General features: G+C 51.1%; 20 protein-coding genes and 1 pseudogene. 8 read left to right on the top strand and 13 right to left on the bottom strand.

Going from position 1 to position 19,725, the window contains the following annotated elements; translation table 11 throughout:
- Positions 1–93: 93 nt before the first annotated feature.
- Genes xapR through xapA form a run of 4 tightly spaced genes read right to left on the bottom strand, consistent with a single transcriptional unit; the run spans position 94 to position 3,379 of the window.
- Positions 94–978, bottom strand: coding sequence for a DNA-binding transcriptional regulator XapR (gene xapR, locus EQY_RS0118210; RefSeq protein WP_000439925.1), 885 nt, complete (start codon positions 976–978; stop codon positions 94–96).
- 40 nt (positions 979–1,018) lie between these two features.
- Positions 1,019–1,177, bottom strand: coding sequence for a DUF1427 family protein (locus tag EQY_RS0118205; RefSeq protein WP_000651752.1), 159 nt, complete (start codon positions 1,175–1,177; stop codon positions 1,019–1,021).
- Between the two features lie 52 nt (positions 1,178–1,229).
- Entirely contained in the window at positions 1,230–2,486 is a 1,257-nt protein-coding gene (xapB, locus tag EQY_RS0118200; RefSeq protein ID WP_000020387.1) for a xanthosine/proton symporter XapB, read from the bottom strand.
- A 59-nt stretch (positions 2,487–2,545) separates the two neighbouring features.
- On the bottom strand, positions 2,546–3,379 hold the full coding sequence (gene xapA / locus EQY_RS0118195; protein WP_000075941.1) for a xanthosine phosphorylase: 834 nt from the start codon (positions 3,377–3,379) through the stop codon (positions 2,546–2,548).
- Positions 3,380–3,628: 249 nt separating this feature from the next.
- On the opposite strand from xapA, the gene EQY_RS0118190 reads away from it, so the two are divergent.
- Together EQY_RS0118190 and EQY_RS0118185 are read left to right on the top strand one after the other, a co-directional pair.
- A complete protein-coding gene (locus tag EQY_RS0118190; RefSeq protein WP_000716425.1) occupies positions 3,629–4,393 on the top strand; it encodes a nucleoside-specific channel-forming Tsx family protein in 765 nt (254 codons plus the stop codon).
- Positions 4,394–4,676: 283 nt separating this feature from the next.
- A complete protein-coding gene (locus tag EQY_RS0118185; RefSeq protein WP_000765627.1) occupies positions 4,677–5,675 on the top strand; it encodes a bile acid:sodium symporter family protein in 999 nt (332 codons plus the stop codon).
- On the opposite strand, the gene EQY_RS0118180 is transcribed toward EQY_RS0118185, so the two are convergent.
- From EQY_RS0118180 to zipA, 3 genes are all read right to left on the bottom strand, one after another.
- The gene (locus EQY_RS0118180) at positions 5,672–5,890 is read right to left on the bottom strand and encodes a DUF3820 family protein (RefSeq protein ID WP_000410201.1); all 219 of its coding nucleotides are present in this window, start codon (positions 5,888–5,890) and stop codon (positions 5,672–5,674) included. The genes EQY_RS0118185 and EQY_RS0118180 overlap by 4 nt on opposite strands.
- A gap of 1 nt (position 5,891) precedes the next feature.
- Entirely contained in the window at positions 5,892–7,907 is a 2,016-nt protein-coding gene (ligA, locus tag EQY_RS0118175; protein WP_000443719.1) for an NAD-dependent DNA ligase LigA, read from the bottom strand.
- A 70-nt stretch (positions 7,908–7,977) separates the two neighbouring features.
- Positions 7,978–8,970 carry a cell division protein ZipA gene (zipA, locus tag EQY_RS0118170; protein WP_000983144.1) on the bottom strand — a complete coding sequence of 331 codons (993 nt, stop codon included), beginning with the start codon at positions 8,968–8,970 and terminating at the stop codon, positions 7,978–7,980.
- A 229-nt stretch (positions 8,971–9,199) separates the two neighbouring features.
- Here zipA and cysZ point away from each other — a divergent pair, with 229 nt between their 5' ends.
- The 5 genes from cysZ to crr all read left to right on the top strand — a co-directional run bounded on the left by cysZ (position 9,200) and on the right by crr (position 14,079).
- Positions 9,200–9,961 carry a sulfate transporter CysZ gene (gene cysZ, locus EQY_RS0118165; RefSeq protein ID WP_000255357.1) on the top strand — a complete coding sequence of 254 codons (762 nt, stop codon included), beginning with the start codon at positions 9,200–9,202 and terminating at the stop codon, positions 9,959–9,961.
- A gap of 183 nt (positions 9,962–10,144) precedes the next feature.
- Complete coding sequence (gene cysK / locus EQY_RS0118160) at positions 10,145–11,116, top strand: cysteine synthase A (protein WP_000034402.1); 972 nt, start codon at positions 10,145–10,147, stop codon at positions 11,114–11,116.
- A 383-nt stretch (positions 11,117–11,499) separates the two neighbouring features.
- Complete coding sequence (gene ptsH, locus EQY_RS0118155; protein WP_000487600.1) at positions 11,500–11,757, top strand: phosphocarrier protein Hpr; 258 nt, start codon at positions 11,500–11,502, stop codon at positions 11,755–11,757.
- A 44-nt stretch (positions 11,758–11,801) separates the two neighbouring features.
- Positions 11,802–13,529 carry a phosphoenolpyruvate-protein phosphotransferase PtsI gene (ptsI, locus tag EQY_RS0118150; RefSeq protein WP_000623129.1) on the top strand — a complete coding sequence of 576 codons (1,728 nt, stop codon included), beginning with the start codon at positions 11,802–11,804 and terminating at the stop codon, positions 13,527–13,529.
- A 40-nt stretch (positions 13,530–13,569) separates the two neighbouring features.
- A complete protein-coding gene (crr, locus tag EQY_RS0118145; RefSeq protein ID WP_000522247.1) occupies positions 13,570–14,079 on the top strand; it encodes a PTS glucose transporter subunit IIA in 510 nt (169 codons plus the stop codon).
- A 41-nt stretch (positions 14,080–14,120) separates the two neighbouring features.
- On the opposite strand, the gene pdxK is transcribed toward crr, so the two are convergent.
- Positions 14,121–14,972 (bottom strand): pyridoxine/pyridoxal/pyridoxamine kinase, encoded by an 852-nt coding sequence (gene pdxK / locus EQY_RS0118140; protein WP_000096632.1) that lies wholly within the window; start codon positions 14,970–14,972, stop codon positions 14,121–14,123.
- Positions 14,973–15,075: 103 nt separating this feature from the next.
- On the opposite strand from pdxK, the gene EQY_RS0118135 reads away from it, so the two are divergent.
- Positions 15,076–15,444 carry a YfeK family protein gene (locus EQY_RS0118135; protein WP_000719938.1) on the top strand — a complete coding sequence of 123 codons (369 nt, stop codon included), beginning with the start codon at positions 15,076–15,078 and terminating at the stop codon, positions 15,442–15,444.
- 2 nt (positions 15,445–15,446) lie between these two features.
- On the opposite strand, the gene cysM is transcribed toward EQY_RS0118135, so the two are convergent.
- From cysM to cysP, 5 genes and pseudogenes are all read right to left on the bottom strand, one after another.
- Positions 15,447–16,358 (bottom strand): cysteine synthase B, encoded by a 912-nt coding sequence (gene cysM / locus EQY_RS0118130; protein WP_000105472.1) that lies wholly within the window; start codon positions 16,356–16,358, stop codon positions 15,447–15,449.
- Positions 16,359–16,492: 134 nt separating this feature from the next.
- Entirely contained in the window at positions 16,493–17,590 is a 1,098-nt protein-coding gene (gene cysA, locus EQY_RS0118125; protein ID WP_000021084.1) for a sulfate/thiosulfate ABC transporter ATP-binding protein CysA, read from the bottom strand.
- Entirely contained in the window at positions 17,580–18,455 is an 876-nt protein-coding gene (gene cysW, locus EQY_RS0118120; RefSeq protein ID WP_000852695.1) for a sulfate/thiosulfate ABC transporter permease CysW, read from the bottom strand. Before cysW ends, cysA begins: the two co-directional genes overlap by 11 nt.
- Entirely contained in the window at positions 18,455–19,288 is an 834-nt protein-coding gene (cysT, locus tag EQY_RS0118115; protein WP_000495502.1) for a sulfate/thiosulfate ABC transporter permease CysT, read from the bottom strand. The genes cysW and cysT overlap by 1 nt, the downstream gene beginning before the upstream one ends.
- Positions 19,288–19,725, bottom strand: a pseudogene (cysP, locus tag EQY_RS0118110) (thiosulfate/sulfate ABC transporter substrate-binding protein CysP); the annotation flags it as partial. The pseudogene cysP and the gene cysT, both read right to left, overlap by 1 nt.

Below are 19,725 nucleotides of genomic sequence, written 5' to 3'. Positions count from 1 at the left end.
CCCTAAAGGCGCTTTTTTGCTATGTGCGATTTGCGAAATTGCCAGATTCGCTTCGCTTATCAGACCTACGATTTCCGGCTATCTCCCCCTCGCCTACTGTCTCAATGCTGCCAACAGCTTAACCATCGCGGGCGTCACCTGCTGCGTTTCATAAACAATATATAAATCTGCCGGGATGCGCTCTTTGAGCGGACGGAAAATGACACCAGGCCAGTTCATCTGTGCATAGCTGTCTGCTATCAATGTGATACCAATGCCCATACTGATCATGGCCAGCACCGTTTGTGGTTCATTAACTTCGCGAATAACAACCGGTGAAAAACCCGCCTGCTGACAAACGCGCTGCAAAAATTCCCAGTCAGTGTACACGGGCGGCATTGTGACAAAATACTCGTCACGTAGTGCTTCCAGCGGAACGTCGGAATATGATGAGAGGTGATGCTCTTCAGGCATCGCTACCAGAAACGCCGATTCATGCAAGCGTAAGCTGGTAAAATCTTCCGGTGGTTCTGTCGCCATTCGCCAGATCCCGGCATCGAGTTCGCGGCGCTCCAACAGCGCCATTTGCATCGCAGGCATCTTTTCGCGAAACAGTACTTCAACGTTGGGGTTTTCCCTAAGGAATCGCCGCATAACCGGCCGCATCCGTCCCCACATTGCCGTTCCGACCACACCGAGTTCAATCCGCCCTGCTTCTCCCCGGCCTATTTGTTCAATCCGAGCCAACACCTGATTTGCATTCATCAGCAATCGGCGCGATTCTTCCATCAAGATTTTGCCCGCGTGTGTCAGGGCGACGCTGCGCGAATGACGAATAAAAAGCTGTGTGCCGAGTTGATTTTCCAGCTCTTTAATATGAATACTGAGCGGAGGCTGAGACATATTTAAACGCGCCGCTGCGCGGCCAAAATGTAACTCTTCCGCTACAGCAAGAAAATAACGGAGCAACTTAAGGTCTGTTCTGTAAATGCGTTCCATAATTAAATGCTCCGTTTAATAAATATATCTTATTAAATTATCACGGCATAAAGTATTTCACCACCAGATAACCTACATACATAAACACAATAGATAATATACCCGGCAATACATTTGGCACGGGAATAGGTAACCGCACGATTGTAAATAAAGCACCAATACCAAAACCGACGCCAGAAGAAAATAAAATATCTTTCATTAATTAACCTTTATCATAAAAGCAGCCCTGAAAAACGGAGCTGGCAGTTCTTTTAATGTGTCACTGTTCGATGTGTTATCTTTTCAGGGTCATGGTTATATTTAAATCCAAAGAAAAATATCACTGCGAGGAAAAGAGAATATCCTGCAAACATCAGCCAGATAGTTTGCCAGTCTTTTACGCCATCTACCGAGAAGTAATCCACTGCCATGCCGCTCAGAATCGAGCCAACCCAAGCACCGACACCATTTACCATGGTCATAAAGAGCCCCTGTGCGCTGGCACGAATGTTGGAATCAACTTCCTGTTCAACAAAGACCGAACCGGAAATATTGAAGAAATCAAATGCGCAGCCGTAAACAATCATCGACAGCAGCAGCAAAATAAACCCAGTTGGTGACGGATCGCCATAAGCAAAGAAGCCAAAGCGCAGCGTCCAGGCCACCATACTCATAAGCATGACCGTTTTGATGCCGAAACGCTTCAAAAAGAACGGAATCGTCAGAATGAAACCGACTTCAGCCATCTGTGAAACTGACAATAAAATGGACGGATATTTCACCACGAAGCTATCAGCAAACTCCGGGTTACGGGCAAAATCATGCAGGAACGGGTTGCCAAAAACGTTGGTAATTTGCAGTACCGCGCCCAGCATCATGGCGAAGAGGAAAAAGATGGCCATACGCGGATTTTTGAATAGCACAAACGCGTCCAGACCGAGTTTACTGGCAAGCGAAGTAGTCACTTTTTTCTGCGCAACAGGAATTTTAGGCAAAGTCAGCGCGTAAGCCGACAGCAGCAGAGACGCACCGGAAGCGATATACAATTGCAGGCTGCTCAATTCCAGATGCAGTAAGCTTACTGCCCACATCGCAATGATGAACCCCACCGTACCAAAAACGCGAATAGGCGGGAAAGCTGTCACCGGGTCAAGCCCGGCCTGAGCGAGGCAGGAATAAGAGACGCTGTTTGATAACGCGATGGTCGGCATAAATGCCATTGCATTGACTAACATCACCCAAAACATCGTATCCGGATCACTGACGGATGCCGCATAAAAAAGCACGCCAGCACACACCAGGTGGCACAGCATATATGCGCGTTCCGCACGCAGCCATTTATCCGCGATAATCCCCATAATGCCAGGCATAATAATCGCAGCAATCCCTTTGGAGCTGTAGACCATACCGACGTTAGCGCCGGTAAAATGAAGGGTATTAATCATGTAGGAACCGAGGGTAACCAGCCAGCTCCCCCAGATAAAATATTGCAAAAAGGACATTACCTTTAAGCGCAAAGCGATGCTCATAATCGTTTCCTTGTCGCATCATGTGGCCTCACCCGTGAGGCCGTTTATTGTTGTTTTAATCAGGCAATATTGCGCAGAAAGCCGCAAATAAGGTTGATAAAGTTCTGCTTAGAGAGATCCGCTGCCGCCAACGTTTGGGTATGCGAGAGCTTCACGTCACTCAGACCTTCCGCCATATTGGTAATCGCAGAAACGGCCACGACCTTCAGGTCACAATGGCGTGCTGAAATAACTTCAGGCACAACGGACATTCCAACGACATCCCCGCCAATAATTTGCATCATGCGAATCTCTGCCGCCGTTTCGAAATTCGGCCCCGGATACGAGACGAACACACCTTCCGTCAGGGGGAAACCCTCTTCTTTCGCCACTTTTTGCAACAGTGCGCGGTAGTCCGCATCGTAGGCATTCGCCAGCGAGAAGAAGCGTTCGCCAAAGCGTTCATCGTTAAGACCCACCATCGGTGTACCTGGCATGGTGTTGATGTGGTCTTTCAGCGCAACCAGACTGCCCGCACCGACTTCCGGACGCAGTGAGCCCGCCGCATTGGTGCAGAACAGCAGTTCACAGCCCAGCAATTTGAAAGTACGAATCGCGTCAGTCATGATGGTCATTCCACGACCTTCATAGAAATGCCCCCGACCTTTCATACATGCCACCGGAACGCCCTGGAGATGCCCCAACACCAGCTCACCTGCATGACCATGCACCGTACTTACCGGGAAGCCCGGCAGCTTTTCGTAGGAAATGGCGACAGCGTTCTCAATCTGATCGGCCAGTGCGCCCAGCCCGGAACCTAAAATAAAAGCCACTCGTGGTGTGAAATCTGGTTTATAAGCCTGGATAATATCGACGCAATACAGCGGGTTATGAGAAAATTGAGCCTGAGACATATATATCCTTTTTTCAGTAGGGTTGAATCTAATGTCTTTTTATAGCGAGGTTGTCCCGGCTCTTACCAATACACTTTCCTCACGCATTCAATAGCGATTTGATATCGATGGATTTATATCTTTTCACTATTAATTCCCAGCAAAAACTGTATTGGCGATATTCACTCCCTTGCATTAACAATATGCTGTTTTTAACAAACCACTTTATTAAGCAATCTACTAATAACGATCGGCATAGGGAATTATGCTATGAAAAAACATCTTTTAACTCTGACGCTCACCTCTTTATTAGCCATACCTGTTATATCTCATGCAGAATTTAAAGGTGGGTTTGCAGATATCGGCGTGCATTACCTGGACTGGACCAGCCGAACCACCGAGAAATCGTCAACTAAGTCACACAAAGATGATTTTGGTTATCTGGAACTGGAAGGCGGTGCCAACTTTAGTTGGGGAGAAATGTACGGTTTTTTCGACTGGGAAAACTTTTATAACGACCGCCACGATAAACCAGGTAGTGAGCAGCGTTATACCTTTAAAAATACCAACCGCATTTACCTGGGCAATACCGGATTTAATCTCTACCTGCACGCGTATGGCACCTACGGTTCTGCAAATCGGGTAAATTTCCACGACGATATGTTCCTGTACGGTTTTGGCTACAACTTCACCGGTAACAGTTGGTGGTTCAAACCTTTCTTTGCCAAACGCTATACGGATCAAACCTATTACACGGGCGATAACGGCTACGTGGCAGGTTGGGTTGCGGGTTACAGCTTTATGCTGGGCAGAGAGAAATTCACCCTCACCAACTGGAACGAGTACGAGTTTGATCGTGATGCCACCTACGCGGCAGGTAATGGCGGTAAAGAAGGGCTGAACGGTGCGGTCGCCCTCTGGTGGAATGCTACCCCGAATAAAACTACGGGGCTTCAGTATCGCTACGCGGACGACAAGCTGGGAGAAGCCTGGTATCAGGACGCCATCATTTACTCGGTCAAATTTAACTTCTGAACCATTTCTGCCGGGATTCCCGGCAGAAATGCATAACACGATATATGATACAACGATTCCCCTTCTCGCCCTGCCATCACTATTCCCCCTGTTCTTGCTCCACGTCCTCTAATGCTTCACCAGCTGTTGAAAGTGTCCGGTTCTTCCTTCGCTACTGTGACGAAAACCTTTAATTGTTTTAAAGAGTCATTCATCTATTTTCTTCATGAATGAATGCAATAAATCAATTTTATTTCTCAAACTGGAAGAAGCACAATAGAACCATCGATTATCTGGAGCCTTTATGAAACTTTTTCGTATCCTCGATCCTTTCACCTTAACCCTGGTCACGGTGGTGTTACTGGCTTCTTTCTTTCCGGCCAGAGGCGATTTCGTCCCCTTCTTTGAAAATCTGACCACAGCAGCCATTGCCCTGCTGTTCTTTATGCACGGCGCGAAGTTGTCGCGAGAGGCCATTATTGCAGGCGGTAGTCACTGGCGACTGCATTTGTGGGTGATGTGCAGTACCTTCGTGCTGTTTCCGGTTCTGGGCGTGTTGTTTGCCTGGTGGAAACCAGTAAACGTCGATCCCATGCTCTATTCCGGCTTTCTCTATCTTTGCATTCTTCCTGCCACGGTGCAGTCAGCAATCGCTTTTACCTCGATGGCGGGCGGTAACGTTGCGGCGGCCGTTTGTTCTGCATCAGCATCCAGCCTGCTGGGTATTTTCCTTTCGCCATTGCTGGTTGGTCTGGTGATGAATGTTCACGGTGCAGAGGGCAGCCTCGAACAGGTCGGTAAGATTATGCTGCAATTGTTACTACCTTTTGTGTTGGGGCATCTTTCTCGCCCGTGGATTGGCAACTGGGTGGCGCGCAATAAAAAGTGGATTGCGAAAACTGACCAGACCTCCATTCTGTTGGTGGTCTATACGGCCTTCAGCGAAGCTGTTGTTAACGGCATCTGGCACAAAGTCGGCTGGGGATCGTTGCTGTTTATCGTGGTGGTCAGCTGCGTGCTGTTGGCTATCGTGATTGTGATTAACGTCTTTATGGCACGCCGACTGGGTTTCAATAAGGCGGATGAGATAACGATTGTCTTCTGTGGTTCGAAAAAGAGCCTGGCGAATGGTATTCCGATGGCGAACATTCTGTTCCCAACGTCAGTTATCGGTATGATGGTGCTGCCACTGATGATTTTCCATCAGATCCAGCTGATGGTTTGCGCGGTGCTGGCGCGTCGTTATAAGCGCCAGACCGAGCAACTACAGGCGCAGCAGGAAAGCCACGCAGGGAAGATTTAAAGCGGACGTTTCAGGGGCTGAACCAGTTGCGTCAGCCCCTCGGTTTTAATCAGCAGCGTGATTTGCATTAGCTCACCGAGTTTTCCTGCCGGGAACTCATCCTTGCGGGCAAACCACAAAAGATACTCTTCCGGCAGGTCGATTAAGCGACGCCCTTTGTACTTGCCAAACGGCATTATCGTATTGGCTATTTCAATCAGCTGCTCTTTTTCCATCTCAGTTACCCAGCAAACGTAGCATCTCTGCTTCGTCGATCACTTCAATGCCCAATTCCTGCGCTTTCGCCAGTTTAGAACCTGCGGCTTCTCCGGCGATCACCAGATCGGTTTTCTTCGAAACGCTGCCCGCGACTTTCGCGCCCAGTGCGACCAGGCGAGCTTTAGCATCATCACGCGACATCTGACTTAAGCTACCGGTGAGCACCACGGTTTTACCGGCAAACGGGCTGTCGATCTCTTCCGCGTTAATCACCACCGGCGCAGGCCAGTGAACACCTTCCGCCAACAGCTCGCTGATGACATTGCGGTTACTGTCTTCGGCAAAGAAGTTGTGAACATGGGATGCGACGACAATTCCGACATCGGGCACTTTTTGCAGCTCTTCAATCGAGGCTGCTTCCAGTGCGTCCAGCGTGCCGAAATATGCTGCCAAACCTGCTGCAGTGGCCTCGCCGACTTCGCGAATGCCAAGCGCATAAAGGAAGCGAGCAAAGGTGGTTTCTTTCGCTTTTTCCAGCGCGTTAACCACGTTTTGCGCTGATTTCGGCCCCATTCTCTCCAGTCCGGTCAGTTTGCCTGCGGTGAGTTTAAACAGGTCAGCAGGTGTGTGGACGTACTCTTTTTCGACAAGCTGGTCGATGATTTTGTCACCCATACCGTCAACGTCCATCGCCCGACGGGAAACAAAATGTTTCAGTGACTCTTTACGCTGAGCGCCGCAAATCAGGCCACCGGTACAGCGGGCGACTGCTTCACCTTCCACACGCTCGACGTCAGAACCACATACCGGGCAATGCGTCGGGAACTCTACGGCACGGGTATCTTCCGGGCGTTCAGAAAGCACGACGTTAACCACCTGCGGGATCACATCGCCAGCGCGGCGGATCACCACTTTATCGCCAATGCGTAAACCAAGACGTTCGATTTCATCGGCATTGTGTAAGGTAGCATTGCTCACCAGCACGCCTGCAACATGTACAGGTTCCAGACGCGCAACGGGCGTAATAGCGCCGGTACGTCCAACCTGAAACTCAACGTCGCGCACGAAAGTCATCTGTTCCTGCGCCGGGAATTTAAACGCCACAGCCCAGCGCGGGGCACGTGAAACAAACCCAAGCTGTTCCTGCTGCGCCAGTGAGTTGACTTTAATCACCACGCCGTCGATATCAAAGCCCAGCGTCGGGCGGTCTTCTTCAACTTTGTGATAAAACGCCAGCACCTCTTCTGCCGATTCACATAACGTGACACGATCGCTGACCGGTAATCCCCACTTTTTAAATTGCATTAAACGACCAAGATGGGTGTCCGGCAGCTCGCCGCCTTCCAGCACACCAACGCCGTAGCAGAAGAACGTGAGCGGTCGCTTCGCCGTGATACGCGGATCAAGCTGACGCAGCGAACCTGCCGCAGCATTACGTGGGTTAGCAAATACTTTCCCGCCCGTGCGTCGCGCCTCTTCGTTGATCTTTTCGAACCCTGCTTGTGGCAGGAATACTTCACCACGCACTTCCAGGCGCGCCGGGATATTCTCACCATGCAATTTCAGCGGAATCGCGCGAATAGTACGGACGTTAGAGGTGATGTCTTCGCCGGTGGTGCCATCACCACGGGTCGCCGCACTGACCAGAACGCCATTCTCATACAGAATGCTGACGGCAAGGCCATCAAGCTTCAGCTCACAGCACCAGGTGACTTTTTCGTTACTTTTCAGACGATCCAGTACGCGTTTGTTGAAAGCGAGAAAACTCTCTTCATCAAAAACGTTGTCCAGCGACAGCATCGGTACTTCATGACGGATCTGGCTGAAGGCTGCCAGCGGCGCTGCACCTACGCGCTGGGTTGGTGAATCCGGGGTAATGAGTTCCGGATGTTTTGCTTCCAACTCGCGCAGCTCACGCATCAGCCTGTCGTATTCAGCGTCGGGAATTTCCGGCGCATCCATCACATGATAAAGATATTCATGATGGCGAAGCGTCGTTCGCAGTTCTGTGAGTTGTCTTTCGATTGATTCCATATCGCACCATCAATGCTAAAAACCCCCGACAAGCGGGGGTTCGAAGAAGAGTTAATTTGCCTTAAGTGTATCAGACGTTAGCGTCTTTCACTTCGCGGATGATGTCCTGATACTCGCGCAGTTTCTGCGGAGTCATCATACGGCGCTGATCGTCAAGAACTACGCCACCGACTTCATCAGCGATATGCTGCGCAGATTGCAGCATCAGCTTGAAGTTTTGCAGTTCATCACCATAAGACGGAACCTGCATAAAGATAGTGACGCCAGGAGTGGTGAAATCCTTCATTTCAGGATCGAATGTTCCCGGTTTCACCATATTCGCCAGGCTGAATAACGCAGGGCCACTGCCGTCCGGGCTGAGATGACGATGGTAAATATTCATATCGCCAAAGATAAAGCCCGCCTGCTGAATGCTGTTAAGAAGCAGTTCACCATTCAGCTCGCTACCGTGATGCGCCGCGACGTTCATAATGATCACCGCTTCTTTACGCTTCGGCTTATCCATGACAGGTGCCGGTTCATTTACAGGTTCAGGCTGCGGTGCCGCTACGGGTTCCGCAACCTGGAAAGCCTGCTGCGCTGGTTGGGGCGCTGGCTGCGTCGGTTGCGGAGCTGGCGGTACTTGCGGAGCAACCTGCTGTTCAGGCTGCGGCTGGTAGGTCGGCTGCTGAACCGGCTGCGGTTGCTGAACCGGCTGCGCTGAATGCGGAGCATGTTGCGGCGATACCTGCGCTTCAGGCGGCTGCTGAACCGGTTGACGCGGCTGCGCAGACGCATAAGGCGGTTGGTACTGGTGTTGCGGCGACGGACGAGCAGCCTCATGCTCCTGGGCGTTAGCCGGGGCATGATTTACGCGGTGAACACGAACCTCACCAACGCCCTCATCATCTTCGACATCCTCATCATAAGAATCGTCGTCACGTTTTGACTTCATTCGTTTTAATGGCCGATCGCGGAACATAGAAGATCGTTCTTTACGGCTGGTCCAGAAACCATGTACCAGTAAAGCGATTATGGCGATCGCGCCAACAATGATTAATATCAGACGCAAATCCTGCATCATTATATTCTCTGTTGTTCTAACACCTTGCCACCACGGCAAACATTTACTCACTAAGAGTATTTGCCGATTACCTCGAGTGCAAGTGCACTCTTAACTTTCACAGCACAAAGATAGATGAAATCGTGCTTTTTGCTGTTTTTTCGAACATATCCTAACTGTCCATTGCGCAATTACCCGGTAAAATACGCAGAATTTTCCTGGGATTGGTCAAAAGGAGCATCTCCTGATTATGGTTTCAACATACACATCTTCCCCACGCAGCGGTTTTTACTATTTTGCGCAAGGCTGGAAGCTCGTCTCGCAACCCGGGATTCGGCGTTTTGTCATTTTACCTCTGTTGGTCAATATTTTGTTGATGGGAAGTGCATTCTGGTGGCTCTTTACCCAACTGGATGTCTGGATCCCATCATTAATGAGCCACGTGCCTGACTGGCTGCAATGGTTAAGCTATTTGCTGTGGCCTGTCGCGGTTCTCTCCGTGCTGCTGATTTTTGGCTATTTTTTCTCAACTATTGCGAACTGGATTGCCGCGCCATTTAACGGTTTATTGGCTGAACAACTGGAAGCAAGGCTGACAGGCGCTACGCCGCCGGATACCGGAATTTTGGGTATCATGAAAGATGTGCCGCGAATTATGAAACGCGAATGGCAAAAATTTGCGTGGTATTTGCCACGCGCCATCGTATTGCTGATCCTCTACTTTATCCCAGGCATCGGACAAACCGTCGCGCCAGTGTTGTGGTTCCTGTTCAGCGCCTGGATGTTAGCCATTCAGTACTGCGACTATCCGTTCGACAACCACAAAGTGCCGTTTAAAGAGATGCGCACTGCCCTGCGCACGCGCAAAATCACCAATATGCAGTTTGGCGCATTAACGAGTCTGTTCACGATGATCCCGGTGCTCAACTTGTTCATCATGCCGGTGGCCGTCTGTGGCGCGACAGCGATGTGGGTCGATTGCTATCGCGCTAACCATGCATTATGGCGGTAACAATCTTCCGGTTATTTTGTAAACTATTTGTATGAAACAAGGGTGGCTTATGCCACCCTTATTCCATCTTGCAAGTCATTATTTCCCTTCTGCATATAGATATGCTAAATCCTTACTTCCGCATATTCTCTGAGCGGGTATGCTACCTGTTGTATCCCAATTTCATACAGTTAAGGACAGGCCATGAGTAAGATTTTTGAAGATAACTCGCTGACTATCGGTCACACACCGCTGGTTCGCCTGAATCGCATCGGTAACGGACGTATTCTGGCGAAGGTGGAATCTCGTAACCCCAGCTTCAGCGTTAAGTGCCGTATCGGTGCCAATATGATTTGGGATGCCGAAAAACGCGGCGTGCTGAAACCCGGCGTTGAACTGGTTGAACCCACCAGCGGCAACACAGGTATTGCTCTGGCTTATGTGGCAGCCGCTCGCGGTTATAAACTCACTCTGACCATGCCAGAGACAATGAGTATTGAACGCCGCAAACTGCTGAAAGCCCTGGGCGCAAACCTGGTACTGACTGAAGGCGCGAAGGGCATGAAAGGCGCGATTCAAAAAGCAGAAGAAATTGTCGCCAGTAACCCAGAGAAATACCTGCTGCTACAACAATTCAGCAACCCGGCGAATCCGGAAATTCATGAAAAAACCACCGGTCCGGAGATCTGGGAAGATACCGACGGTCAGGTTGATGTATTTATTGCGGGTGTCGGTACTGGCGGTACGCTTACCGGCGTCAGCCGCTACATTAAAGGCACCAAAGGCAAGACTGACCTCATCTCTGTTGCCGTTGAGCCAACCGATTCTCCCGTCATCGCCCAGGCGCTGGCAGGTGAAGAAATCAAACCCGGCCCGCATAAAATCCAGGGCATCGGCGCTGGCTTTATCCCGGCGAACCTTGATCTCAAACTGGTCGATAAAGTTATTGGCATCACCAATGAAGAAGCTATCTCTACTGCACGTCGTTTAATGGAAGAAGAAGGCATTCTTGCCGGAATCTCTTCCGGCGCGGCGGTTGCTGCGGCGTTGAAACTACAAGAAGATGAAAGCTTTACCAATAAGAATATTGTGGTTATTCTGCCATCATCGGGTGAGCGTTATTTAAGCACCGCATTATTTGCCGATCTCTTTACCGAAAAAGAATTGCAACAGTAATGCCAGGTTGTTAAAAATGCGTAAAAAAGCACCTTTTCAGGTGCTTTTTTGTGGCCTACTTCAAATTTTAGCCTCTCCTGGCATTGATTCAGCCTGTCGGAACTGGTATTTAACCTGACTAATTATTTTGATGCGCGAAATTAATCGTTACAGGAAAAGCCTTAGCTGAATCGATTTTATGATTTGGTTCAATTCTTCCTTTAGCGGCATAATGTTTAATGATGAACGAAACGTCAGCGGTCGATATCCGCCAGCAATGGACTGTACAGAACACTTCGTGCGTCGCGTCTGTTAAAAACTGGCGCTAACAATACAGGCTAAAGTCAAACCGCCAGGCTAGACTTTAGTTCCACAACACTAAACCTATAAGTTGGGGAAATACAATGTTCCAGCAAGAAGTTACCATTACCGCTCCGAACGGTCTGCACACCCGCCCTGCTGCCCAGTTTGTAAAAGAAGCTAAGGGCTTCACTTCTGAAATTACTGTGACTTCCAACGGCAAAAGCGCCAGCGCGAAAAGCCTGTTTAAACTGCAGACTCTGGGCCTGACTCAAGGGACCGTTGTGACTATCTCCGCTGAAGGCGAAGACGAGCAGAAAGCGGTTGAACATCTGGTTAAACTGATGGCGGAACTCGAGTAATTTCCCGGGTTCTTTTAAAAATCAGTCACAAGTAAGGTAGGGTTATGATTTCAGGCATTTTAGCATCCCCGGGTATCGCTTTCGGTAAAGCTCTGCTTCTGAAAGAAGACGAAATCGTCATTGACCGGAAAAAAATTTCTGCCGACCAGGTTGATCAGGAAGTTGAACGTTTTCTGAGCGGTCGTGCCAAGGCATCAGCCCAGCTGGAAACGATCAAAACGAAAGCTGGTGAAACGTTCGGTGAAGAAAAAGAAGCCATCTTTGAAGGGCATATTATGCTGCTCGAAGATGAGGAGCTGGAGCAGGAAATCATAGCCCTGATTAAAGATAAGCACATGACGGCTGACGCAGCTGCTCATGAAGTTATTGAAGGTCAGGCTTCTGCCCTGGAAGAACTGGATGATGAATACCTGAAAGAGCGTGCGGCTGACGTGCGTGATATCGGTAAGCGCCTGCTGCGCAACATCCTGGGTCTGAAGATTATCGATCTGAGCGCCATTCAGGATGAAGTCATTCTGGTTGCCGCTGACCTGACACCGTCCGAAACCGCACAGTTGAACCTGAAGAAGGTGCTGGGTTTCATCACCGACGCGGGTGGCCGTACTTCCCACACTTCTATTATGGCGCGTTCTCTGGAGCTGCCGGCCATCGTGGGTACTGGTAGCGTCACTTCGCAGGTGAAAAATGACGACTATCTGATTCTGGATGCCGTAAATAATCAGGTTTACGTCAATCCAACCAACGAAGTTATCGATAAATTGCGCGCTGTTCAGGAGCAAGTTGCTTCTGAAAAAGCAGAGCTTGCTAAACTGAAAGATCTCCCGGCTATTACGCTGGACGGTCACCAGGTAGAAGTGTGCGCTAACATCGGTACTGTTCGTGATGTTGAAGGTGCAGAACGTAACGGCGCTGAAGGCGTTGGTCTGTATCGTACTGAATTCTTGTTCATGGACCGCGACGCGCTGCCAACAGAAGAAGAACAGTTTGCTGCCTATAAAGCAGTGGCTGAAGCGTGTGGTTCGCAGGCTGTTATCGTTCGTACCATGGATATTGGCGGCGACAAAGAGCTGCCGTACATGAACTTCCCGAAAGAAGAGAACCCGTTCCTCGGCTGGCGTGCTATCCGTATCGCGATGGATCGTAAAGAGATCCTGCGCGATCAGCTCCGCGCTATCCTGCGTGCCTCTGCTTTCGGTAAATTGCGCATCATGTTCCCGATGATCATCTCTGTCGAAGAAGTTCGCGCTCTGCGCAAAGAGATCGAAATCTACAAACAGGAACTGCGTGACGAAGGTAAAGCGTTTGACGAATCAATTGAAATTGGCGTAATGGTGGAAACACCGGCTGCCGCAACAATTGCGCGTCATTTAGCCAAAGAAGTTGATTTCTTTAGTATCGGCACCAATGATTTAACGCAGTACACTCTGGCAGTTGACCGTGGTAATGATATGATTTCACACCTTTACCAGCCAATGTCACCGTCCGTGCTGAACTTGATCAAGCAAGTTATTGATGCTTCTCATGCTGAAGGCAAATGGACTGGCATGTGTGGTGAGCTTGCTGGCGATGAACGTGCTACACTTCTGTTGCTGGGGATGGGTCTGGACGAATTCTCTATGAGCGCCATTTCTATCCCGCGCATTAAGAAGATTATCCGTAACACGAACTTCGAAGATGCGAAGGTGTTAGCAGAGCAGGCTCTTGCTCAACCGACAACGGACGAGTTAATGACGCTGGTTAACAAGTTCATTGAAGAAAAAACAATCTGCTAATCCACGAGATGCGGCCCAATTTACTGCTTAGGAGAAGATCATGGGTTTGTTCGATAAACTGAAATCTCTGGTTTCCGATGACAAAAAGGATACCGGAACTATTGAGATCATTGCTCCGCTCTCTGGCGAGATCGTCAATATCGAAGACGTGCCGGATGTCGTTTTTGCGGAAAAAATCGTTGGTGATGGCATTGCTATCAAACCAACTGGTAACAAAATGGTCGCTCCGGTTGACGGCACCATTGGTAAAATCTTTGAAACCAACCACGCGTTCTCTATCGAATCCGATAGCGGCGTTGAGCTGTTCGTCCACTTCGGTATCGACACCGTTGAACTGAAAGGCGAAGGCTTCAAGCGTATTGCTGAAGAAGGTCAGCGCGTGAAAGTTGGCGATACGGTTATTGAATTCGATCTGCCGCTGCTGGAAGAGAAAGCCAAGTCTACCCTGACTCCGGTTGTTATCTCCAACATGGACGAAATCAAAGAACTGATCAAACTGTCCGGTAGCGTGACTGTGGGTGAAACCCCGGTTATCCGCATCAAGAAGTAATTCTTGCCGCAATGAAAAATGGCGCCATCGGCGCCATTTTTTTATGCTTCTAACAGCGGCGGCAAAATCAATTCATCGCTCTCATGTTGCTGGGTATAACGCATTACCTCCAGCACACGTAAGCCCGCGCTGTGTACTGCGTCGGTTAACGCCTTCCCTTTCAGTAATCCACTAATAAGCTGGGCGCAAAACAGATCGCCAGTACCTTTCAGGTCGGTTTTTACCCGTGAATGGGAAATGACATTCACGCTATCGGCACTGACCACCACCACCTGCATCTCCTGGTGTTCTTCATTGCCGGAGGCGCTGGTAACAACCACCCATTTTAATGTCTCTGAAAGCAGGCTTTTTGCAGCAGCAATGGCGCTATCGAGGTCGCGGCAGTTTTTACCGGTCAATATTTCCAGCTCAAAGATATTTGGCGTAATCCCCTGCGCCAGCGGCAGTAAATATTGCCGATACGCATCGGGAAGATCAGCTTTGACGTAAATACCGCTATCAATATCGCCAATCACCGGATCAACCATAATCAGCAAGTCAGGATGCTCTTCGCGTAAGGCTGTCAGCCATTCAGCAAGGATTTTGATTTGCGATGCCGTCCCCATATAGCCCGTGGTAACAGCGCGAAGTTGGCGCAGCGCATCACGCTCCTGAAGCGCACGCAAATAGCCACTAAACCACTCGTCCGGAATCGCACCACCGTAGAACGTATCGTAATGCGGCGTATTGCTCAGCAACACGGTCGGCACGGCAAAGACATTCAGGCCGTTCTGTTTAATCGCAGGCACGGCAATGCTGTTACCTACGCTGCCGTACACCACCTGCGACTGCACGGCGACGATATCCGCCTGCAGCGCCCTGCTCTTATCGTTAAACAACAACAAACTACTCATTTAGTTTTTCTCCTTGCCGATGATCCCCATCGTATTCCAACCGAAACTTTACCTGATTCTGGCAGTCAAATCGGCTATCACAAAACAAGGATAAGGTAATTCAGTGAAGAAAATCATTTGTCTGGTCATTACGCTGTTAATGGCACTTCCCGTTTACGCGAAGTTAACAGCCTATGAAGAAGCCCGCATCAACGCCATGTTGGATGCATTAGCACAGAAAAAGGATTTGATATTTGTGCGCAACGGCGATGAACACACCTGCGATGAAGCGGTTTCCCATCTGCGTCTGAAGCTGGGCAATACCCGTAATCGCATTGATACTGCCGAGCAATTTATTGATAAGGTTGCCTCGTCATCATCGATTACCGGAAAGCCTTACATTGTGCAGATCCCTGGTAAGAGCGATGAAAACGCGCAACCTTTTTTACATACGTTAATTGCCCAGACGGATAAAACGTTGCCTGCGCAATAAACTCAAATCCCCGCCCCCTGGCTAAAGTGTTCTTCGCCAAATACGCCGGTGGAAAGGTAGCGATCGCCGCGATCGCAGATGATCGCCACCACTACCGCGCCAGCGTTAGCTTTTGCCACGCGCAGTGCACCAGCAACCGCGCCGCCAGAACTAACGCCGCAGAAAATCCCTTCCCGCACCGCCAGTTCGCGCATGGTGTTTTCCGCATCGCGCTGATGAATATCCAGCACCTCATCCACCAGCGAGGCGTTGAAAATCCCCGGCAGATACTCTGCTGGCCAGCGGCGAATGCCCGGAATGCTGCTGCCCTCTTCTGGCTGCAGGCCGACAATGGTCACCGGTTTGGATTGCTCACGCATAAACCGTGACACACCGGTAATGGTGCCGGTTGTCCCCATACTGGAGACAAAATGGGTAATGCGACCGCCAGTTTGCTGCCAGATTTCCGGCCCGGTGGTGGTGTAATGGGCGTAGGGGTTATCGGGGTTGTTGAACTGGTCAAGCAACTTGCCTTCGCCCCGGTTCGCCATTTCCAGCGCCAGATCGCGCGCGCCTTCCATGCCTTGTTCTTTGGTCACCAGAATCAGCTCCGCACCGTAGGCACGCATCGCCGCACGGCGTTCCTGGCTCATGTTGTCGGGCATCAGCAATTTCATGCGATAGCCTTTTAGCGCGGCGATCATTGCCAGCGCAATGCCGGTGTTACCGCTGGTGGCTTCAATCAACACATCGCCCGGTTTAATCTCACCGCGTTTTTCCGCCTCAACAATCATCGATAGCGCCGCACGATCTTTCACCGAACCTGCCGGATTATTACCTTCCAGCTTTAACCAGACTTCACTGCCGTTATCCGGCCCCATTCGCTGTAACTTCACCAGAGGCGTATTGCCTATTGTTTGTTCTAATGTACTCACGATCTCTGTCCATACATGGTGTTGCCTGATGCGACGCTTGCGCGTCTTATCAGGCCTACAGGTTACAAAACCTTGCCATTAAAAAGCCCGGATCGCGGGAAGCGCCTCCGGGCGTTTAACATTCACTCAACCTATCAGGCGCTTTGTGCGAGAGCAAGTTCCTCATCGCGGGTTTCGATACGCTCGTCACCGTTATACAGCCGCGCATGTTGCAGCCCAACAAACAGGCGATCGCCGCGTACTGGCGCGTCATCCCCGCGCATCACCACGGTTAGCGGGTCGTCATACCATCCCAGCGGCTGCACCACTAATTGGGTGTAGTGGCCTTTCGGGCTGGCCTCCAGTACCTGTACCGGCAGTGGCGAATCGAGGCTGGTACGGCGGCTGATATCCACTTCCCACGGGCGCAGGAAGAGATCCACCGGCCCCTGATAGGCAGGCGTATATCCCAGCGGCCAACGGTGCGCGCCAACGTGGAACTGCCCGCCGCGAATGGTGCCACGCAGACGGTTTACTTCGCCCATAAATTCCAGCACAAAACGGGTCGCCGGTTCGCGCCATACCTGATCCGGCGCGTCAGCCTGTTCAATATTGCCCTGGCTCATCACCACCACGCGGTTAGCGACTTCCATCGCTTCTTCCTGGTCGTGGGTCACAAAGACGCTGGTGAATTTCAGTTCTTCATGCAGTTGACGCAACCAACGACGCAGCTCTTTACGCACCTGCGCATCCAGTGCGCCAAACGGTTCATCAAGTAGCAGAATTTGCGGTTCAACAGCAAGCGCGCGCGCCAGCGCCACACGCTGTTTCTGACCGCCGGAAAGCTGCGCCGGATAACGATCCGCCAGATGAGCAAGCTGCACCATCTCCAGCAATTTTGTCACTTTCGCTTTGATGGCTGCGGCATTTGGCCGCTCGCGACGCGGCAGCACCGTTAGGCCAAAAGCGATATTGTCGAATACCGTCATATGGCGGAACAACGCGTAATGCTGGAACACGAAACCGACTTTACGGTCGCGCGCGTGCAGGCGGCTGACGTCAGTGCCGTGGAAGCGAATATGTCCGCTGGTTTGATGTTCCAGCCCGGCAATAATACGCAGCAGCGTGGTTTTCCCGGAACCGGACGGCCCCAGCAGCGCGACCATCTGGCCTGAAGGAATATCCAGTGAGATATCGTTCAGCACCTGGGTGCGACCAAAAGACTTCTTAATCCTGGCAATCTCAATGCTCATGATGTTCCTCCTGCTGCGCGCGTTTTTCCTGATTCTCCAGGCGCCATTGCAACATACTCTTCAAAAACAGGGTGATAATCGCCATCAGCGTCAATAACGCCGCAGCGGTAAAGGAGCCGACAGTGTTGTAGTCCTGCTCCAGCAATTCAATTTGTAACGGCAGCGACAGCGTTTCACCGCGAATCGAGCCGGAAACCACCGACACCGCGCCAAACTCACCAATTGCGCGGGCGTTGGTCAGCACCACGCCGTAAAGTAGCGCCCAGCGAATATTCGGCAATGTGACGCGACGAAACATCTGCCAGCCAGATGCACCAAGCAAAATCGCCGCTTCGTCTTCCTGGCTGCCCTGGCTTAACATCACCGGCACCAGCTCGCGCACCACGAACGGGCAAGTCACGAAGATAGTGACCAGCACCATCCCCGGCCACGAGAACATAATTTGCAGGTTATGCTCGTCGAGCCAACCGCCCAGCGGGCCATTCGAGCCGTAAAACAGCAGATAGACCAGACCGGCAACCACCGGCGATACGGCAAACGGGATGTCCAGCAGCGTCAGCAGCAACTGACGTCCCGGAAAATCAAAACGCGTCACCAGCCAGGCCAGCAGAATGCCGAATACCAGGTTTACCGGCACGGCAATCAGCGCAATCATCACCGTCAGCCAGATGGCGTGCAACATGTCCGGGTCGGCCAGATTCTGTAAAACCGGCATCAGCCCTTTGCTGAATGCCTGCACGAAGATGTAAATCATTGGCACCAGCAGGATGAACGCCGAAACCAGCATCCCGGTGCCAATCAGAAACCATTTGCCCCAGTTAATCGGGCGCGCGTCATAACGCTTCAATTGGGTAACTTCCGCCATTAATGACCTACCACACGCCGACCAAAGCGACTTTGCAGAGTGTTAATAGAGAACAGCAGCAGCAGTGATGCCGCGAGGATCACCGAAGCGATCGCGCTCGCCGCCGGGTAATCAAATTCCTGTAACCGCACAAAAATCATCAGCGATGTGACTTCGGTTTTCCATGCGATGTTCCCGGCGATAAAAATCACTGCGCCAAACTCACCGAGGCTACGGGTGAACGACAGCGCCACACCCGCCACCAGCGCAGGGGAAAGCTCCGGCAGCACCACTTTGCAGAAACTCTGCCAGCGCGTTGCTCCGAGCGTTTCCGCCGCTTCTTCATATTCCGGGCCTAACTCTTCAAGCACCGGCTGCACGGCACGCACCACAAACGGAATACTGGTAAAGGCCATTGCCACCGCAATCCCCAGCCAGGTGTAGGTGACTTTGATATCAAACTTCGCCAGCCATTCACCGTAAAAGCCGTTGACCGAAAACAGCGAAGCCAGCGTTAAACCTGCTACCGCCGTCGGCAATGCAAACGGCAAATCCATCAGCGCATCAAGCAGAGTGCGCCCCGGAAAGCGATAACGGGTTAAGATCCACGCCATTAGCAGGCCGAAAACGCCGTTAAAAATCGACGCCACAAACGCCGACAGCAGCGTCACTTTATAGGCCGCCACCACCTGCGGGTTGGTGATCACCTCCCAGTACTGCGCCCAGCTCATCTCAGAGAGCTGCATCACCAGTGCGGAAAGCGGCAGTAACAAAATCAGGCACACAAACAGCAGACTGGTGCCGAGGCTTAAGGTAAAGCCCGGCAGCACACGTCTGGAAGCGACGGTAAACATCAGCTACGCCCCGCCGCTAACAGCTTGTCTAACTCGCCGCCGCTGGTGAAGTGCGTTTTCATCACTTCCGGCCAGGAGCCAAATTTGTCTTCCACGCGGAACAGCTCGGTCTGCGGGAATTTATCTTTCAGTTTGTCCATAACTTCCGGGTTATTTACGCGGTAGTAATAGTCGGTGATGATGGTTTGCGCCTGCGGGCTGTAGAGCCAGTTCAGGTAAGCTTTGGCGGCTTTTTCCGTACCGTTGGCCTGCACGTTTTTATCCACCCACGCCACCGGGAACTCCGCCAGAATGTTGGTTTTTGGAATCACCACTTCGAAGCCCTGCGCTTCATACTGTTTACGGATGTTGTTCACTTCCGATTCGAAGCTGATCAGCACATCGCCCAAACCGCGCTCGGCAAAAGTGGTGGGTGCGCCACGACCGCCGGGATCGAA

This window comes from Escherichia sp. TW14182 (assembly GCF_000208525.1).
Lineage (GTDB): Bacteria > Pseudomonadota > Gammaproteobacteria > Enterobacterales > Enterobacteriaceae > Escherichia > Escherichia ruysiae.
Note: the sequence above shows the minus strand (reverse complement) of the source record. Positions and strands in the feature narration are given on the sequence as shown.

Bases quoted from the DNA above. Each gene is read 5' to 3' on its own strand.
- xapR (WP_000439925.1), bottom strand. From the start codon at position 978: ATGGAACGCATTTACAGAACAGACCTTAAGTTGCTCCGTTATTTTCTT.
- EQY_RS0118205 (WP_000651752.1), bottom strand. From the start codon at position 1,177: ATGAAAGATATTTTATTTTCTTCTGGCGTCGGTTTTGGTATTGGTGCT.
- xapB (WP_000020387.1), bottom strand. From the start codon at position 2,486: ATGAGCATCGCTTTGCGCTTAAAGGTAATGTCCTTTTTGCAATATTTT.
- xapA (WP_000075941.1), bottom strand. From the start codon at position 3,379: ATGTCTCAGGCTCAATTTTCTCATAACCCGCTGTATTGCGTCGATATT.
- EQY_RS0118190 (WP_000716425.1), top strand. From the start codon at position 3,629: ATGAAAAAACATCTTTTAACTCTGACGCTCACCTCTTTATTAGCCATA.
- EQY_RS0118185 (WP_000765627.1), top strand. From the start codon at position 4,677: ATGAAACTTTTTCGTATCCTCGATCCTTTCACCTTAACCCTGGTCACG.
- EQY_RS0118180 (WP_000410201.1), bottom strand. From the start codon at position 5,890: ATGGAAAAAGAGCAGCTGATTGAAATAGCCAATACGATAATGCCGTTT.
- ligA (WP_000443719.1), bottom strand. From the start codon at position 7,907: ATGGAATCAATCGAAAGACAACTCACAGAACTGCGAACGACGCTTCGC.
- zipA (WP_000983144.1), bottom strand. From the start codon at position 8,970: ATGATGCAGGATTTGCGTCTGATATTAATCATTGTTGGCGCGATCGCC.
- cysZ (WP_000255357.1), top strand. From the start codon at position 9,200: ATGGTTTCAACATACACATCTTCCCCACGCAGCGGTTTTTACTATTTT.
- cysK (WP_000034402.1), top strand. From the start codon at position 10,145: ATGAGTAAGATTTTTGAAGATAACTCGCTGACTATCGGTCACACACCG.
- ptsH (WP_000487600.1), top strand. From the start codon at position 11,500: ATGTTCCAGCAAGAAGTTACCATTACCGCTCCGAACGGTCTGCACACC.
- ptsI (WP_000623129.1), top strand. From the start codon at position 11,802: ATGATTTCAGGCATTTTAGCATCCCCGGGTATCGCTTTCGGTAAAGCT.
- crr (WP_000522247.1), top strand. From the start codon at position 13,570: ATGGGTTTGTTCGATAAACTGAAATCTCTGGTTTCCGATGACAAAAAG.
- pdxK (WP_000096632.1), bottom strand. From the start codon at position 14,972: ATGAGTAGTTTGTTGTTGTTTAACGATAAGAGCAGGGCGCTGCAGGCG.
- cysA (WP_000021084.1), bottom strand. From the start codon at position 17,590: ATGAGCATTGAGATTGCCAGGATTAAGAAGTCTTTTGGTCGCACCCAG.
- cysW (WP_000852695.1), bottom strand. From the start codon at position 18,455: ATGGCGGAAGTTACCCAATTGAAGCGTTATGACGCGCGCCCGATTAAC.
- cysT (WP_000495502.1), bottom strand. From the start codon at position 19,288: ATGTTTACCGTCGCTTCCAGACGTGTGCTGCCGGGCTTTACCTTAAGC.